General features: G+C 38.0%; 20 protein-coding genes and 1 other RNA gene. 7 read left to right on the forward strand and 14 right to left on the reverse strand.

What is annotated here, in order from left to right:
• Positions 1–36: 36 nt before the first annotated feature.
• The 3 genes from TEGAF0_RS01330 to rplU all read right to left on the reverse strand — a co-directional run bounded on the left by TEGAF0_RS01330 (position 37) and on the right by rplU (position 955).
• Complete coding sequence (locus TEGAF0_RS01330) at positions 37–261, reverse strand: hypothetical protein (protein ID WP_264899424.1); 225 nt, start codon at positions 259–261, stop codon at positions 37–39.
• Between the two features lie 74 nt (positions 262–335).
• Positions 336–602 (reverse strand): 50S ribosomal protein L27, encoded by a 267-nt coding sequence (rpmA, locus tag TEGAF0_RS01335; RefSeq protein WP_026751553.1) that lies wholly within the window; start codon positions 600–602, stop codon positions 336–338.
• A 47-nt stretch (positions 603–649) separates the two neighbouring features.
• On the reverse strand, positions 650–955 hold the full coding sequence (gene rplU / locus TEGAF0_RS01340; RefSeq protein WP_264899425.1) for a 50S ribosomal protein L21: 306 nt from the start codon (positions 953–955) through the stop codon (positions 650–652).
• 149 nt (positions 956–1,104) lie between these two features.
• On the opposite strand from rplU, the gene TEGAF0_RS01345 reads away from it, so the two are divergent.
• The 4 genes from TEGAF0_RS01345 to ssrA all read left to right on the forward strand — a co-directional run bounded on the left by TEGAF0_RS01345 (position 1,105) and on the right by ssrA (position 5,618).
• Positions 1,105–2,601: a GH3 auxin-responsive promoter family protein gene (locus tag TEGAF0_RS01345; protein WP_264899426.1), complete on the forward strand. Its 1,497-nt coding sequence runs from the start codon at positions 1,105–1,107 to the stop codon at positions 2,599–2,601.
• Between the two features lie 63 nt (positions 2,602–2,664).
• Positions 2,665–3,822 (forward strand): 1-deoxy-D-xylulose-5-phosphate reductoisomerase, encoded by a 1,158-nt coding sequence (locus TEGAF0_RS01350; RefSeq protein WP_264899428.1) that lies wholly within the window; start codon positions 2,665–2,667, stop codon positions 3,820–3,822.
• Positions 3,823–3,855: 33 nt separating this feature from the next.
• Entirely contained in the window at positions 3,856–5,205 is a 1,350-nt protein-coding gene (rseP, locus tag TEGAF0_RS01355; RefSeq protein WP_264899430.1) for an RIP metalloprotease RseP, read from the forward strand.
• Positions 5,206–5,246: 41 nt separating this feature from the next.
• Positions 5,247–5,618, forward strand: a transfer-messenger RNA (tmRNA) gene (gene ssrA, locus TEGAF0_RS01360).
• Positions 5,619–5,643: 25 nt separating this feature from the next.
• On the opposite strand, the gene TEGAF0_RS01365 is transcribed toward ssrA, so the two are convergent.
• On the reverse strand, positions 5,644–6,726 hold the full coding sequence (locus tag TEGAF0_RS01365) for a hypothetical protein (protein WP_264899432.1): 1,083 nt from the start codon (positions 6,724–6,726) through the stop codon (positions 5,644–5,646).
• Positions 6,727–6,952: 226 nt separating this feature from the next.
• Between TEGAF0_RS01365 and TEGAF0_RS01370 the strand changes: the two genes are divergently transcribed.
• Positions 6,953–7,411: a DUF2147 domain-containing protein gene (locus TEGAF0_RS01370; RefSeq protein ID WP_264899433.1), complete on the forward strand. Its 459-nt coding sequence runs from the start codon at positions 6,953–6,955 to the stop codon at positions 7,409–7,411.
• A gap of 24 nt (positions 7,412–7,435) precedes the next feature.
• Here the strand turns inward: TEGAF0_RS01370 and TEGAF0_RS01375 are convergent, their stop codons facing one another.
• From TEGAF0_RS01375 to TEGAF0_RS01385, 3 genes are all read right to left on the reverse strand, one after another.
• On the reverse strand, positions 7,436–8,455 hold the full coding sequence (locus tag TEGAF0_RS01375) for a DUF6268 family outer membrane beta-barrel protein (protein ID WP_264899434.1): 1,020 nt from the start codon (positions 8,453–8,455) through the stop codon (positions 7,436–7,438).
• A gap of 96 nt (positions 8,456–8,551) precedes the next feature.
• Positions 8,552–9,505: a porin gene (locus TEGAF0_RS01380; RefSeq protein WP_264899436.1), complete on the reverse strand. Its 954-nt coding sequence runs from the start codon at positions 9,503–9,505 to the stop codon at positions 8,552–8,554.
• A gap of 146 nt (positions 9,506–9,651) precedes the next feature.
• Positions 9,652–11,019 (reverse strand): ammonium transporter, encoded by a 1,368-nt coding sequence (locus TEGAF0_RS01385; protein ID WP_264899438.1) that lies wholly within the window; start codon positions 11,017–11,019, stop codon positions 9,652–9,654.
• Positions 11,020–11,331: 312 nt separating this feature from the next.
• On the opposite strand from TEGAF0_RS01385, the gene TEGAF0_RS01390 reads away from it, so the two are divergent.
• Positions 11,332–11,832, forward strand: coding sequence for a cupin domain-containing protein (locus TEGAF0_RS01390; protein ID WP_264899440.1), 501 nt, complete (start codon positions 11,332–11,334; stop codon positions 11,830–11,832).
• Here the strand turns inward: TEGAF0_RS01390 and TEGAF0_RS01395 are convergent.
• On the reverse strand, positions 11,829–12,179 hold the full coding sequence (locus TEGAF0_RS01395; RefSeq protein WP_264899442.1) for a hypothetical protein: 351 nt from the start codon (positions 12,177–12,179) through the stop codon (positions 11,829–11,831). The two genes, TEGAF0_RS01390 and TEGAF0_RS01395, sit on opposite strands and share 4 nt — an antisense overlap.
• Positions 12,176–12,742 (reverse strand): RNA polymerase sigma factor, encoded by a 567-nt coding sequence (locus TEGAF0_RS01400; protein ID WP_264899444.1) that lies wholly within the window; start codon positions 12,740–12,742, stop codon positions 12,176–12,178. Before TEGAF0_RS01400 ends, TEGAF0_RS01395 begins: the two co-directional genes overlap by 4 nt.
• 70 nt (positions 12,743–12,812) lie before the next feature.
• Here TEGAF0_RS01400 and TEGAF0_RS01405 point away from each other — a divergent pair, with 70 nt between their 5' ends.
• A complete protein-coding gene (locus TEGAF0_RS01405) occupies positions 12,813–13,595 on the forward strand; it encodes a C40 family peptidase (RefSeq protein ID WP_264899446.1) in 783 nt (260 codons plus the stop codon).
• Between the two features lie 8 nt (positions 13,596–13,603).
• Here TEGAF0_RS01405 and TEGAF0_RS01410 read toward each other — a convergent pair whose 3' ends face one another.
• The 5 genes from TEGAF0_RS01410 to TEGAF0_RS01430 are packed head-to-tail and all read right to left on the reverse strand — an operon-like array spanning position 13,604 to position 15,975.
• Positions 13,604–13,756 carry a hypothetical protein gene (locus TEGAF0_RS01410; RefSeq protein WP_264899448.1) on the reverse strand — a complete coding sequence of 51 codons (153 nt, stop codon included), beginning with the start codon at positions 13,754–13,756 and terminating at the stop codon, positions 13,604–13,606.
• A gap of 36 nt (positions 13,757–13,792) precedes the next feature.
• Positions 13,793–14,230, reverse strand: coding sequence for a sulfite exporter TauE/SafE family protein (locus tag TEGAF0_RS01415; protein ID WP_264899450.1), 438 nt, complete (start codon positions 14,228–14,230; stop codon positions 13,793–13,795).
• A 5-nt stretch (positions 14,231–14,235) separates the two neighbouring features.
• Positions 14,236–14,784, reverse strand: coding sequence for an inorganic diphosphatase (locus TEGAF0_RS01420; RefSeq protein ID WP_264899452.1), 549 nt, complete (start codon positions 14,782–14,784; stop codon positions 14,236–14,238).
• Between the two features lie 14 nt (positions 14,785–14,798).
• A complete protein-coding gene (locus tag TEGAF0_RS01425) occupies positions 14,799–15,194 on the reverse strand; it encodes a hypothetical protein (RefSeq protein WP_264899454.1) in 396 nt (131 codons plus the stop codon).
• A 43-nt stretch (positions 15,195–15,237) separates the two neighbouring features.
• On the reverse strand, positions 15,238–15,975 hold the full coding sequence (locus TEGAF0_RS01430; RefSeq protein ID WP_264899456.1) for a tRNA1(Val) (adenine(37)-N6)-methyltransferase: 738 nt from the start codon (positions 15,973–15,975) through the stop codon (positions 15,238–15,240).
• Positions 15,976–15,977 lie beyond the last annotated feature (2 nt).

The raw sequence follows: 15,977 nt of genomic DNA on the forward strand, positions 1-15,977 counted from the left end.
CTTAAATCTATTTCTGCTTGAGAAATAAGAAGAAAATTACTTCTTCTTAGCAGCTTTCTTAGGAGCAGCTTTCTTAGCAGCTTTTTTAGGAGCAGCTTTCTTAGCGGCTTTCTTAGGAGCAGCTTTCTTTGCAGCAGCTTTTTTAGGAGCAGCTTTTTTAGCAGCAGCTTTTTTAGGAGCGGCTTTCTTAGCAGCAGCTTTTTTAGGAGCAGCTTTCTTTGCAGCGGCTTTTTTAGGAGCGGCTTTTTTTGCAGTTGCCATGTTTTTTAGATTTAATGGTTAGTAAATAATACATTAAAAATAAAAATTGTATTTGGAACTACAAAAAAAATTTTTTATGCGGTTGCTTCCGCTGGTAAAACAGATACAGTTGTCTTGTCTGCTTTCCCTTTTTTGAATTCTACAATCCCATCAGTTAAAGCAAATAAAGTGAAGTCTGTTCCAACTCCTACATTCTTTCCAGGATGGTATTGTGTTCCTCTTTGACGAATAATAATGTTACCAGATAGTGCAGGCTGACCACCGTAGATTTTTACACCTAGGCGCTTGCTCTGTGAATCACGACCGTTTTTAACACTACCTTCCCCTTTTTTGTGTGCCATAATTGTATGTTTTATAATACCGGATTCGACCGATAAAATGTTAATTACTAAGCGATGCTTTCAATTTTGATTCTGGTGTAGTGCGTTCTGTGTCCGTGCTTTTTACGAAATCCTTTTCTTCTTTTCATTTTAAAAGCAATGACTTTGTCACCTTGAACCAGGTCACTAACGATTTCAGCTTTCACGGTAGCTTTTACAGCTTCACCTACTGAAATGTTACCACCATTGTCAACGAACAGTACGTCGTTAAACTCTACTTTGTCACCGGATTTACCCTGCAGGTGGGGAACGTACAAGCTTTGACCTTCTTGCACTTTAAACTGTTGACCTGCGATTTTTACTATTGCTAACATAGCTGTCCAAAATTAGGACGGCAAAGGTAAGGTTTCCGCCCGATATAACACAAAGAATTTAGAAATAAATTATTGCAAAATTAAGCCCTCTGAACGTGAAACGGACTTGGATAAGCCTATTTTTGTTGCTTTGGGATCAATTTTAGCCTATGAACTATAAGTCGCTGTTGGCAAAGCCCTTTGCCAATGTAATACATAATAGTATCCGCAAGGGGATGATGCATGCGGTTCAGCATCAGGAACTTATTTTTAAAAATCTGGTTAAACTGGGGGCTAAAACCCAGTTCGGGACGGACCACCAGCTTGCTGCTGGTATGGAATACAATGCTTTTTCTCAGGCTGTACCCATTAGGGACTATGAATTGCTCAAACCCTACATTGAACTAATTAAAGCAGGTAAACCGAATATACTCTGGAAAGGGAAGCCAATATACTTTGCCAAAACTAGCGGAACCACTAGCGGAGTTAAATATATTCCCATTACCAAGGATTCCATTCCCAATCATATTCAAACTGCCAGAAATGCTTTGTTTTGTTATATGGCCGAAACTGGCAATACAGCGTTTGCCAACGGGAAAATGATATTTTTAAGCGGATCTCCCGTATTGGAAAGAACAGGGGATATTCCAACTGGTAGACTTAGCGGGATTGTAAACCACCATATACCTGCCTACCTGCGTTCCAATCAATTGCCCAGTTTCGAGACCAATTGTATAGAGGACTGGGAAACCAAACTGGACAAAATTGTGCAGGAAACCCTGAATAAGGATATGACATTGATTAGTGGCATCCCGCCATGGATGCAGATGTATTTTGACCGGTTAATAGAGCGGACTGGCAAAAAAATTGCTGAAATCTTTCCTAATTTCAGTGTAATGGTGCAGGGAGGTGTTAATTTTCAGCCTTACCGCGCCAGATTAATGGAAAGTATAGGGAAGCAGGTAGACGCGATTGAGTTGTTCCCGGCAAGTGAAGGTTTTTTTGCTTTTCAGGATACCATGGACCAGGAAGGGATGTTACTGAATACCAATAGTGGCATATTCTTTGAATTTATTCCGGCCGCAGAAATTTTTTATGAATCGCCCACCCGCCTCAGTTTGAAAGACGTAAAACTGGGTGAGAATTACGCCTTAATTATCAACAGCAATGCAGGGTTATGGGGCTATAATATAGGGGACACTGTAAAGTTCGTCAGTTTAAATCCATACAGAATACTAGTTACAGGAAGAATAAAACACTTTATATCGGCTTTTGGAGAACATGTGATTGGAGAAGAAGTGGAAGCTGCTTTACATATGGCACTGGAAAAGCATCCTGCAAAAATTACCGAGTTCACCGTAGCGCCAATGATTCAGCAAGGGGAAGGAAAAAGTTTTCATGAGTGGTATATTGAATTTGAAACTCCACCCTCCAATATGAATGCATTTGCTGTCACTTTAAATGAGGCACTAAGCAATAAAAATGTGTATTACCAGGATTTGATGCGGGGAAATATTTTGTTACCCTTGCAAATAAGACAGGTACAAAAAAATGGGTTTATTCAATATATGAAACTAGAGGGCAAATTGGGTGGTCAGAATAAAGTTCCAAGATTAAGTAATGACCGGAAAATTGCAGATGGGTTGCAGCAATTTCTGATTGCATAACCTGAGAGCGGTAAATTTTGCTTTATATTGTGTAACTATGCCCATTCTTAAAGTTCAACTATCATGAGTCAAAAACGTATTGCCATATTTGGTTCTACTGGATCAATTGGAACACAGGCGTTGGATGTAATAAAAGCGAATCCTGATTTGTTCAGTGCAGAAATTCTGACTGCTCAGAGTAATGATGAGCTCTTGATTAAACAGGCACTTTTGTTTAATCCCAATATTGTTGTTATTGGGGATGAGAAAAAATACCAAAATGTAAAAGCGGCATTGGCAAAAACGGATATAAAAGTTTTTGCAGGTGAAGATGCATTGGCTGAAGCTGCCTCTGTAGATTGTTACGATATGATGCTTGCAGCTATAGTTGGATATGCAGGTCTTAAGCCAACTTTAAATGCCATTGAGCTGGGCAAGCCTATTGCATTGGCCAATAAGGAAACATTGGTAGTGGCAGGCGACCTGGTAATGCAAAAAGCTGCAGAGAAAAGAGTAGCAGTGATTCCGGTGGATAGTGAGCATTCCGCCATATTCCAGTGTTTGGTAGGTGAGGGAAGAAATAAAATAGAAAAAATTATTTTGACAGCAAGTGGTGGACCTTTCCTTGGTAAGAAACCCAATTTTCTCGTAAATGTAAAAAGAGACCACGCCCTGCAACATCCCAACTGGAGTATGGGAGCTAAAATTACCATAGACTCTGCAACCCTTATGAATAAGGGTTTGGAAATGATTGAGGCAAAATGGTTGTTTAACCTGGAAGCGCATCAGATTCAGGTAGTGATTCATCCGCAAAGTATTATTCATAGCATGGTTCAGTTTGAAGACGGAAGCATTAAATCACAAATGGGTTTACCCGATATGAAATTGCCTATTCAATATGCTTTGGCTTTTCCTCAGCGTATTCCAAATCAATTTCCACGGTACGATTTTAAAAAGCCTTCTACGCTAACTTTTGAAGAGCCAGATATGAAAACCTTCCGGAACCTTGCACTGGCTACTGATGCCCTGTACAAAGGAGGGAACACGGCGTGTGTAATGAATGCAGCCAATGAGATGGCCGTATTTGCTTTTTTAAGAAACCGGATTGGGTTTTTGGATATTACTGAAGTAGTTGAGCAAACGATGAATAAGATACCATTCATTGAAAAGCCAACTTTAACGGACTATTTTGACAGCGATGCAGAGGCGCGTAACTTTGCCGCTTCCTTATTGCATATGTAATTAAATGAATTAAATTAATAAAGAGGGGATTGTATGAGTTTATTAGCTATTGACTGGGGTAGTGTAGGAGTAAAAGCCGGACAGTTTATTTTATCTTTTTCAATACTTGTGGTATTGCACGAACTGGGGCATTTTTTGCCCGCCAAATGGTTTGGCTGCCGCGTTGAAAAGTTTTATCTATTTTTTGATCCATGGTTCAGTTTATTCAAAAAGAAGAAAGGTGAAACTGAATATGGTTTGGGCTGGATACCTTTTGGAGGGTATGTGAAAATTGCAGGAATGATTGACGAAAGCATGGATAAGGAGCAGTTGAAAAAACCTGCTGAATCCTGGGAGTTCAGATCAAAACCAGCCTGGCAGCGCCTGATTATTATGATCGGCGGGGTTTTAGTTAATGTGATTCTGGCTATTGTTATTTTCATTGGCATTACCTGGTATTGGGGAGATGAACAATTACCTACCAGGAATCTTTCTTACGGAGTTCATGTAGACTCATTGGGCAAAAGTCTTGGATTGCAGGACGGAGACAATGTGATTGCCATGGATGGTAATCCCATTGAAAATTTCGGCACTATTGAATCAGAATTGGTTCTTACAGAAGCAAAGTCTTTAACAGTTTTGCGCAATGGAGAAAAACTGGAGATAAAAGTTCCTGAGCAGTTCATGCAAAAAATAATCAAGGAGAAAAAGTTCAGTGGGATGTTGATTCCGCAGTATCCTGTAATTGTAGACTCCGTTAGCAACACGGCTGTATTTAATGCAGGTGAATTGAAAAAGGGTGATACCTTGATTGCGATTAATAATATGGCATTCAGGTACTATCATGAGTTTGATGCACTAAAGAAAAAAGCGACCAATCAGGTTGCTGTATTAACTGCAATTCGCGGAAAAGATACAGTTCAGATTAAAGCATTGGTTAATGAAAAAGGGGCTATCGGGTTTTTTCAGAAAAGTCCTTTAACCATTTTAGGTACCGAACATATTCAATACGATTTGTGGGCATCCATTCCCATCGGATTTAACCGTTGTTGGGAAACCCTTGATCGTTATGTAACGGGTCTTAAGCAGTTGTTTACAGGTAAAGTAAATGCCAGTGATTCTTTGGGCAGTGTTATCAGTATTGGCAACACATTTCCGGGCGTTTGGGACTGGGAGCGATTTTGGACATTAACAGGGATTTTCTCTATTGTGCTGGCTTTCATGAATATTCTGCCAATTCCGGCATTAGATGGGGGACATGCATTGTTTACCCTTTACGAAATGATTTCCGGCAGAAAACCAGGCGATAAGTTCATGGAATATGCCCAAATGGCAGGAATGATCCTGTTAATGGGATTAATGGCATACGCTTTGGGGTTAGACTTCTGGCGTTTATTCAAGTAATCATTCGAATTTGCGCTTACCTTTGTGTACTTAACTTTTACGGGGCCGTTTTGGTTTTGACAGCATATGTAACGGTTGGTGTAAGCATGCAGTGCGTTGGATAATTAGCACTATAATCTGAATATTCAACCATTAATTGGCAATACACAGTATGCCATGGCTGCTTAATCAGTGATTAAGTAACCATTTGGGCCGCCGCACAGGTTCGCTTCTTTCCAGGTGCCGCCGCCGACTCAAAACAAAAGGAGATGCTGCAACAGTAGGCTGTGCCTGTTGATTAAGATAATCCAGCTAAGTAATGTATTGGTTTGTTCTTTTCCTGTGCATTGCCGACAATGAATAAAGAAATAAGCATGTAGAAAGCTAATGGTCGCGATGTTTGGACACCGGTTCGAGTCCGGTCGGCTCCACTAAAACCCTGAAGTAATTCGGGGTTTTTTATTTTTGATTCATTTTCTGTTGCCAGATTAAGTTTTCGAGAACGAGAAGGTTGTTGAACGCGGGGCTATAATAATAGAATGTTCCCAATTTGGATTTGGTTAAAAATTTCTTCATCTGATCCGGATAGATGGATCCCATATTGGCAATGAAAAACGAAAATGAATCGTCTTCTATTAAGTCGCTTATATTTTTGTCAGGTCCAATGGAAATTGCAGGTGGTTTCGTTCCCCATTTTAGTAAAGAAGTACTTAATAAAATCTTTTCCATGAAAGATTCGGATTGCTTAAAAAGATTCATTGCCTGACTAATCAGTTTGGGTTTTAGTAATTCCAGCGAAGGAATTGACTTTAATGACATCAATCGTGAAAGATGGTAGAGAACAATGGATGTTTTTGCATAGTGATGAGAAATATAATTCGCATGGTGAATATGCTTTTCTGTTTCAATAACATCTGTTATAAGCCCTAAGCTGGTTGAATCTGCAGCACTCCATTTCAGATTATATTTCTGGACAAAGTAAAGTACATTCATCAACACACTTACGTCAAACTCTGTAGGCATTTTTTTGCCAAACCAGGTGGAATAAGCACTTAGCTTTCTATATTCTTTAAAAGTGTTTTTTACGGGATTGGTTGGAGTGTTTACATGATTTTGCATTAACTCATGCACCATACTGGCAATGGAATCAGTGGCCTGCATCGCCATCAAAATGATAACAGTATCATCCATGTCATCGGGCAATGATCTGCTTTTGTCAAAATGATTCAGCCAGCCTGCATTCGGGAAAATTTTCGGGGTGTCTGTTGGCCAGAAATTATAAGTGGGAAGATTGCTTTTTCTATTTTTAAATTTTTCAAATACCGGTTGAGTATTGCTTATAATCTGATTAGCTATTCTGTTTTGCGCTTCCGTTAAATGGGGCTGTATATCGAGCAGCGTAAAGGATACCAAGCCGGTAAAGAATGGATTGATATCGGCTTTAAACCGGTCTTTATTATGTGCATACATCCTATAGGATGGGATAGATCCTTTGGGAAAAATCCCATCTTCTTTAGCTTGCAGAAAAGCAATTCTTTCCATTAGCTGCGATATTATAAGACTATCACCAGCAAATCCAGATAAAGAAATAGTAACAAAAAATAAAGTAAAAAATAACTTCATGTAGGTTCAAAAATCAAATGTATTGAAATGCCTGCATTTATCGAGTTTACAACTCACTTGTTTAAATAAGTTCCCTATAAAGCCCAAAACTTAAGGATATTTATCACAGATATTCATACTGATTAAACTTTAATTCATTTGTTTTATGATGCGCTTTAGTAAGATTTTCTTTGCAATTCTTTCTTTCTTAATTCTTCAGGGATTTTCATTGATACAGGAAGATCCCAATGCAATCGTTGGGGTCTGGAAAACCGGAGATGGGAATGCAATGGTTCGTATTTACAAAAACGGTGAAAAATTTCAAGGTAAAATAGTTTGGTTAAAAGAACCCAATGATCCTGAGACAGGTAAGCCTAAACTGGATAAAAATCATTCAGAAGAAGCCAATCGTAGCAGACCTATCATTGGATTGGTTAATGTTTGGGGATTCTCTTATAAAGAGAAAAATATCTGGGATGAAGGAAATATATATGACCCAAAGAACGGGAACACTTATTCATGCGCCATGAAACTTATAAACGCCAATTCATTGGAAGTAAGAGGATTCATAGGCGTCTCTTTAATTGGCAGAACAGATACCTGGACTAGACAAGTAGCGAAATAAAATTTGGAGAACTGATAGGTTGTTTTAAGGTGATACCAAATTAATACTGATATTAAAGTACAATGGATTGCCTAGATTGCTGCTAAAATAGCGCTGGTTATCTCGCTTTCCGTTGTACTCATTCATCACATCGAATCTCCAATTATATCTTAGTCCGGCTTGTGCACTTAGCCATACAAAACCTGATATTTTTCGTTCCCACATAATCCTGGGTTTTAACTCGCCGCGTTGAATAAACACTGCTCTTTTTTGGCTGTTGGGTAAATTCATCCAGAATTGATTTCCTTCCAGTTCAAAGCCTAGTTGTAACATATTGGTAGTTGAAAAATTATATCTCAGATGTCCTCTTGCAGGTAAGAGTAATTCCATTCCCCATTTGTCATTAAAGGTTTTGTTCCAAAGCAGTACAGGAATATGTAATACACTACCTGCTCTGTAAGTTCTGGAAACACCCAATCCCACCATGTTTTTTTCTGATGTCTTCCATCCATAAATAGCGGTTCCGCTAATCGTTAATGATTGATTGTTTATATTTTTAAAAGACGAAAAGACACCATTGAAATCAAGACTTGATTGCAGGATCAAAAAGTTTTTTTCATTCAGTGGTTTAAACAATAATCCATTGATACCTGCACTTGTCATTGCATTTGCATTAATTCCGTTGGTAAACGCATTACTGGTTGCATTGGCTACATTAAACTTGCTTGACCAATAATTCAAGCCCATTTGCCAGATGAGTTTATTGGTAGAAATAACAGGTATATTGGCCTGAGCTCTGATAGAGCTAACCTGTTCAACCTGAAAATCCTGTGATGCAGGCAAAACTGGGCCTAACTTCACACCTGGCATAGTAAATCCACTCTGATATTCATATCCAAGATTAAAGATGCGTTGCGGTGTTTGATTGATTACTTTCTGTGTTGCGTATCTTTTTACTCCTTCGGCATCTCCAAATTTGCTGTAATCAAAATTATCTGTGCTGTCATTTTGAGCGCTTGCGTCAAGCGAAATCACTACCAGACAAGTCATTATATATTTTTTCATCAGGTGTTTTTATTTGCGTAGGACAAATATACCCTGCATATAACTAGCTTGTCTGGCGTGAACTTTTCTACTTACAACCAGCGGTTGTATTAGACGCTAAAACGTATAAATAGCAGCAATTAAAAGATTGGAAGATTTTTGAGTATTGCCTGTTTTGCTATTAAATAATGTGTTTGTGCTATTGTCTAGTCTTAATTCCGGAATAAGGGTAAGTTTATTAATCTTGATTTTACCTGAAAGAGTTGTAGCACTCACGTTGCCAATACCAATTGGATTAATACTTCGGTCATTAAAAAAATCTTCCCTTAGTGAAATACCAAATTGATTGGAGAAATCATAATTCAGGTAAAATGCTTCGGAATTCCAGCTACTGTTACCATTAATGGTTTTCTGACTATTGATACTCCCATCAAATGCAGCACTCAATTTTTTAGATAAGCTGGCTGTTAGTACCAGATTGTATTGCGTCGTAATATCTCCATGCAGAAAGTTAACATAAGCTTTTAGTTCGTCTTTCTTTGTTGCAGTTGCTACTTGTGCAATAATGTATTTTGGATTAGAGTTAAAAGTTGAATAATCAGTTGGGTCTACCAATCCTATCATTAAGGTTGTTTTTCCGCCAATTGCATAATCGGCTTTAAATCCAGTATGGAAAAATGGACCATAAGAGAAACCATATGACATACTATAGTTTCTGTTTGCTGGTGCATCTAGTAGTTCATATCCAATATGCGTTGCAAACTTTCCAGCGGTTAGTTTTAATTTACTATTGACAGCATAGGAAACGCTTACTTGTTTAATATTCGTCATGATGTCTTTGTCATTGTAAGAGAATTCCTGTACTCTTTTACCTATTCCCAAATCAAGGGTAGAAGAAAACTTGCCATAGGTTTGATCTACTTTTATGCTTGCCATGCCCAGCTGAAAAGAGTTGGAGGAGTTTGTAAAGCTGGTATAATTATTATGGTTGCCCACTCCATCCTTGGTTAGGGCTCTGAAATAACCATCAATATAACCTGTTATTACTGTTGTTGACTTCGGGGGCTCCATTTTTTGAGCAAAACCGGATAGGATTGCGCATGAACCTGCGCAAGAAAATAAAATTTTCTTTAACATTGTGATGACTTTTAGTTAATAATGGGTACAGTCATGAATTCTGGACCAGAGAATTCTGTTTTGACTGTACCTGTTTTTTTTTAAGCGTTTTCTGTTACAAGCAAAGTACCTTGCAAATATTTTTCATTGTGTTGTGTTGCATCAAGACCAAGTTCTTCTTCTTCTGAACTAACTCTCAATGGTAACATCAGGCTGATAACTTTGAATATTCCTAGTGACATAGTAAAGCTGAAGACTACCACAATCACTAAAGCTTTTAACTGAGTTAGAAAAAAGCCGGTATTGCCATATAGTAAACCATCAACGCCTGCAGTGTTTACTGATTTGGTTGCAAATACTCCGGTAAGCAACATGCCAACCATACCGCCTATTCCATGACAGGGAAATACGTCAAGTGTATCATCCAATGAAGACTTGGACTTATAATAAACTGCAAGATTCGATATGATGGCTGCAATAAATCCAATGAATATACTCTGTGGGATAGCAACGAAACCTGCTCCCGGTGTAATAGCAACCAATCCTACGACCGCCCCAATACAAAATCCTAATACAGAGGGTTTCTTACCTCTCATTACGTCAAAAAACATCCAGGATAAACCCGCAGCAGCTGCTGCAGTATTGGTTGTAGCGAAAGCAGAAACAGCCAGCGCATTTGCTCCTAATGCAGAGCCTGCATTGAATCCGAACCATCCAAACCAAAGCAAGCCAGTCCCAATTAAGACATATGGAATATTAGCAGGTGGAATTTCTATTTGTTCAATATGTGTTTTTCTACGTTTTAAAATAAGAGCCCCGGCCAATGCAGCACACCCTGCTGATATATGTACCACTGTGCCTCCTGCAAAATCCAGCGCTCCCATTTTAAAGAGAAATCCATCGGGATGCCATGTCCAATGTGCAATGGGTGCATATACCAGTATACTGAAAAGTGCTATGAAAAGGATATAGCTAGTGAATTTGATTCTTTCTGCAACAGCCCCCACTACCAAGCCTGGGGTAATGATGGCAAACATTAACTGAAACAGTGCAAAAAGGCCCAATGGAATAGTGGGGGCGAGGCTCCATGGAGCCCCACTATTTACCCCCTTCATAAACAGGTATGTAGTTGGATTGCCAATTAATCCACCCATTGATTCTCCAAAGCATAGGCTGAATCCTATTGTTACCCAAAGAATGGAAACTACTCCACTGGCAACAACACTTTTTATCATGGTTGAAATCACATTTTTTCTATGAACCATACCGCCATAAAAGAAGGCCAGGCCTGGTGTCATTAAAAAGACAAGTGCAGTTGCCACTAAAATCCAGGCAATATCTGCAGCATTATAGTTGCCATCTTTATCTGTGAAACTGATTTCGGGGGGAGCAAAGATGCCCAATATTGCAACCAACAATAAAACCAGGAACGGTGTCACATTGTAAAAGTTGAGTTTCTTTTGATACATAATTAAATTAGTTTTGTTTATAATGTGATTACTTTTAACCCAATTTAGTTAAAAAAAAACACAAATAGCTGTTAGTTTTAAAGATATAAATAAATATAATGTGAATTTGTCCCTTTGAGAATCCACTTATATTTAAGAATTAATTCGTTTAATTCATTGAAAAACAAATCAATAGAAGGTTATGTAACTTATTAACATTTATATATAAAAATTATGTAATTTTAATATTTTAATCAAATTTTAAAATTAAATTTATGATTTTCTCTTGTTTTCAAATATTCAATTATCTGTAATATTTGTTTTCTTTGCTAGATGAGTCCAAGAATTGAAGCAATACAGGCAACCTATCAGATGATGCCTCATCCCGAAGGAGGTTTTTACAAGGAAACCTATCGTTCTGATATAGAAATAGAGGGGGAACTGTTCTCAAATGGGATGACTGGCAACAGAAGTTGCTCAACTGCAATACTTTTTTTACTTGTTCAGAACAGTTTTTCTGCTTTTCACAAGATAAAATCTGACGAAGTCTGGCATTTTTATGATGGAGATCCGGTTGAGATTCATGTAATTGAACCTAATGGAAATTATCAATTGATTAGGTTGGGGAAGAATGCACTTAGAAATGAAGTATTTCAGGCTGTTGTGCCTGCAGGTGCCTGGTTCGCAAGCAAAACGGAAGGGGAATATTCTTTAGTTGGGTGTACCGTAGCCCCTGGATTTGATTTTGCTGATTTTGAATTGGCAAAAGGGGAAAGACTTGCAGCTGAATTCCCTGAGCAAAGGGAACTGATCTATGCTTTTTGCAGGGATTAACGACTGTAATGGATAAGCAAATATCCGAATATACTTAGCAGCAATATAGCCAGTGTTACCAGTATAATCCATTGCTGACTTTCAATATTCCTTTTTCTTCTTTTGGACTTGCTTTTGTTAATTTGTTTTTTTAGCTGCTGGTTTAATAAGTGTGTGGTGTTGGCAATTTGAGATTTGTCTTTGAAAGCAGACAAGCCTTCCAATGCATCCATATTAAAATCTGATGCAGCAATTTTTTGTTCCAAATCATGCATTTCATCAGCGTTTACTTCATTTTTCAGATAGTTTATCAGTTCATCATCTGAAAGTGGTGCTTCTTTATTAAATATGGCTCTCCAGCTTTTCATAACCTGTTTTGTTTTTTTAGAAGCATCAGTTTAAGATTTCGCTTTCCATTTTGAATATTACTTTTTACTTGCAGTAGAGTATAGCCGGTGATATTGCTGATTTGCTGATAGCTTTTTTTATGATGATAGAATAAAGTTATGCATGTTTTTTGTTCTTGATTTAAATCTTCCAGTGCATTTTCGAGCAGGGTTAAATTCATTTCTTTTTCTTCAATACTTTCATCCGGCACATCAATTAAAAGGATCTGATCATTTTGCTGATCCAATTCTATCGTGCTTTTTCTGTCTCTTATTTTCATTAAACAATGGTTGCAGGCTATTTTATATAGCCAGCTTTTTGGATAGTCTACCTGGTATTTTTCCAGTTCATTCAAAGCTTTTAGAAAAATTTGCTGTACTGCATCTTTAGCTTCTTCTTCATTTTTCAGATATTTCATACAAACACCTAACAGAAGTAGTGTATAACGCTGCAACAAAATACCAAGCCATTCCTTGTTCAGATCTGACTGATACTTTTTCAGTAATTCGTTATCGGTAATATGGTTAAAAGCAGCCGTATTCACAACTTAAATAAAAGCATTTTTCTTAAGATGCAGGCATAATTAAATTCCATATCTTCCCTTAAAAATTTAGATGACTTATATCACTGCTATTGTTGCTGTAGTGCCTATCAGAGCAGAAGCATCTCATCAATCAGAAATGGTTTCTCAAATCTTATTCGGTGAGTTGGCCGAAATAACAGAGGGTAACCCACAACTTGTAACAGGTAGTTTTGTCAAAATAAAGACCAAATTGGATGGATATGAAGGCTGGTGTCAGTCTGCACAGTTAGCAAAAGTGCCAGCAGCAATAGCAGAACGGTATGATGATGCCATTACGGCCGAGTTGTATAACCCAGTAGAGGTAAATGGAACAATTATGCAGTTGCCATTTGGTGTTTCTTTGGGGTTATTCAAACATCAGCAGTTGGATTTGGAAGGATATCAATTTGCATACAGAGGGCAGTCCGTTTTTCCAGCGAGCAATCATTTTTCATCAGAACTAGTAAATAAGATTACCAGGCTTTTCTTAAATACACCTTATTTGTGGGGAGGGAGATCTTTGTTTGGGATTGATTGCAGTGGTTTTGTTCAGCAGGTTTATCGCTATTTTAATAAAATGCTACCCAGAGATGCATATCAGCAGGCAGAAACCGGAACGGATATCGCTTTTTTAGCAGAGTCAAAATGCGGTGACCTTGCTTTTTTTGATAATCCAGCTGGAAAAATAACACATGTGGGCATCCTGCTCAATGAGTCAGAAATCATCCATGCATCCGGAAAAGTGCGGATTGACAATATTGACCAGGCTGGTATACTAAATACTGATACTGGTGAGCGAACGCATTCCCTCAGATTAATTAAGAGATATTTCTAAATACAAGATTACATTAAATCCATTCCCTTGGCAAAATAGGTAACTACACCAGGAAGGGCAAGCCAGAAGAATTCACGGTATACAAAAAGGAGTACAATCATGGCAGCAAGCCAGAAAAAGAACAACATCCAATATTTACCAGTAGATTGTTTCGCTTCCATTGTATCTTAATTTTTAACAAAGATAAGGAGGGTGAATCAATTCACCCTCGTCTCTTCAATAGATTGTTTATTTTTTGTTGTATGATTTGCCTCAACTGGCTTTTTTTTATCAAAAAATAACATTTTAAGACTCAGTATTAGCATTACTAAGGCAAATATCTTCTTCACTTTATCATCCGAGATATGTAAAGCCAGTTTACTTCCCAAGTAGCCTCCTGCAAAAAAAGCAATCGCAATTACGAATACATAGTTGAAATGAATCTGTCCTTGCTTATAATACTGCCATACCGCCAGCGCAACTACTGGCAAAACTAAAACGCCAAGAGAAGTGCCTTGAGCCTGTTTCTGGGTGAATCCCAGTAAAAACACAAGTGCAGGAACCATGATGATTCCACCTCCAATGCCTACAAGCCCACTTAGAAATCCTGCGGCCAGGCCAATGATGACAAGTAATAGGAGGGTGGTTGTACTCATAAATATTATTGACCGAAGGTTTCTTTGTAAAAGCTGATTGCTTCTTCCACAATGGTTAAGGCTTTTGCCTTATCTCCAAAATCTTCCACCAATACTTCTTTTTTCTCCAAACGCTTGTATTCCTGAAAGAAATGTCTGAGTTCATCAAAGAAATGTCTCGGTAGTTCTTCAATATTATTGTAGTGATTTACACCCGGATCAGTTGCAGCAACAGCAATGATTTTATCATCGGGTTCTCCTCCGTCAATCATCTGCATTACTCCAATCACTTTGGCTTCCATAAGGGTTAGTGGCTGAACTGGCAAAGACGTAATGACTAAAATATCTAGTGGATCTTTATCCCCTCCATAAGTCTGAGGAATAAATCCATAGTTAATAGGGTAGTAAAAGGAAGAAAAAATGACTCTGTCCAGTTTAAGTAATCCGCTTGGTTTGTCAATTTCGTATTTACATCTAGAACCCTGTGGAATTTCAATTACTGCATTTACAATGCGTGGGGCATTTTCTCCGTAATTTACTCCATGCCATGGGTGTAAAACTGTTGTTTGCTTCATATGTCTCTACTTTATTAATTGGCCTGATTTGCATTCACAAGCCAACGGTTATTTTGTTTGATAATAATTATTTTTTTCCCGGTTGTATCTAATGATGTGCTGTGAAACAATATCACAGTGCTATCATTGGGTTCTGAAACTTCTTTAATATTGATTGAGGCCGATCTTAGCTCCTGTCTTCCTTCCTTATCTTTTTCTCTGTATTCTTTTTCTATTTTATCCAGGATTGCTTTGTTTTCCTTGGAATCAAGCATATAATAAGAAGCCCTTTCAAAATCACCTTTTAAGCAGGCGTCTATAAACTCTCTGCCAGCATCCAAACCATTTTCAGCCGGTACCAAGGGGGCCGAAGCAGAACTGCAACTTGCTATGATAAAAGCAATACCTATTACAAAATGGTTCAATTTCATTCGCCGAAGTTAGTTAATTCAACTCATTGCATGGATGAGTTCATTAAAACGCCAGATAGTAGTCCTTTAGTATAGTCTTACATTCAGGAGAATAATCTAATCCTGTTTTTATGCTGATTTCTTCCTGTATTTCGGTTCCGGATGTATTTTCTTCCTTCTTTTTTTTTCGGAGTAAAAAAAAGCTTCTGAAAAAAGAATGATCCTGCGTTTGTTTTACATGGCAGGTATGAAACAGTATGAGATTCTCTTTCGATGCAACCTGCTTCCATTCTTCTGTTCTTTGATAGGGGAGTAATACGGCCCCAATTCCATCTTCAGACAATAAATCAGCCATACCCCCGGCCAGTAAGCTTAAACTGAATTGATGGCTATGCATGGCCAGATTTCTGTTATGTTGAGCACTTTTAAGTTGGTTTTCAAAAAATGGCGGATTAGAGATAATTAAATCAAATTTTTTATGTTGACCGCGCATATATTCCTCCAATGATTGGTGATACACACTTAGCTGCTCCTTCCATGGACTGGCAGTAAAGTTTTCTTTTGCCTGTAGCATGGCATTTTCATCAATGTCAATTGCCTCAATAGTTGCAGTGGTAAACTGGGCAAGCATCAAAGAAAGTAATCCTGTACCAGTGCCAATATCCAGTATTCGCTTTGTCTCTGGTTTAAGTGCATGCAACGACGCCCATGCGCCGAAAAGACAGGCATCCGTGCATACCTTCATGGCTGCTTTATCCTGATGAACAGTAAATGATTTAAAAGAAAAATAAGTATTCGCCATAC

Origin of the sequence: Sediminibacterium sp. TEGAF015 (genome assembly GCF_025997995.1) — a bacterium.
Taxonomy (GTDB): Bacteria; Bacteroidota; Bacteroidia; order Chitinophagales; family Chitinophagaceae; genus Sediminibacterium.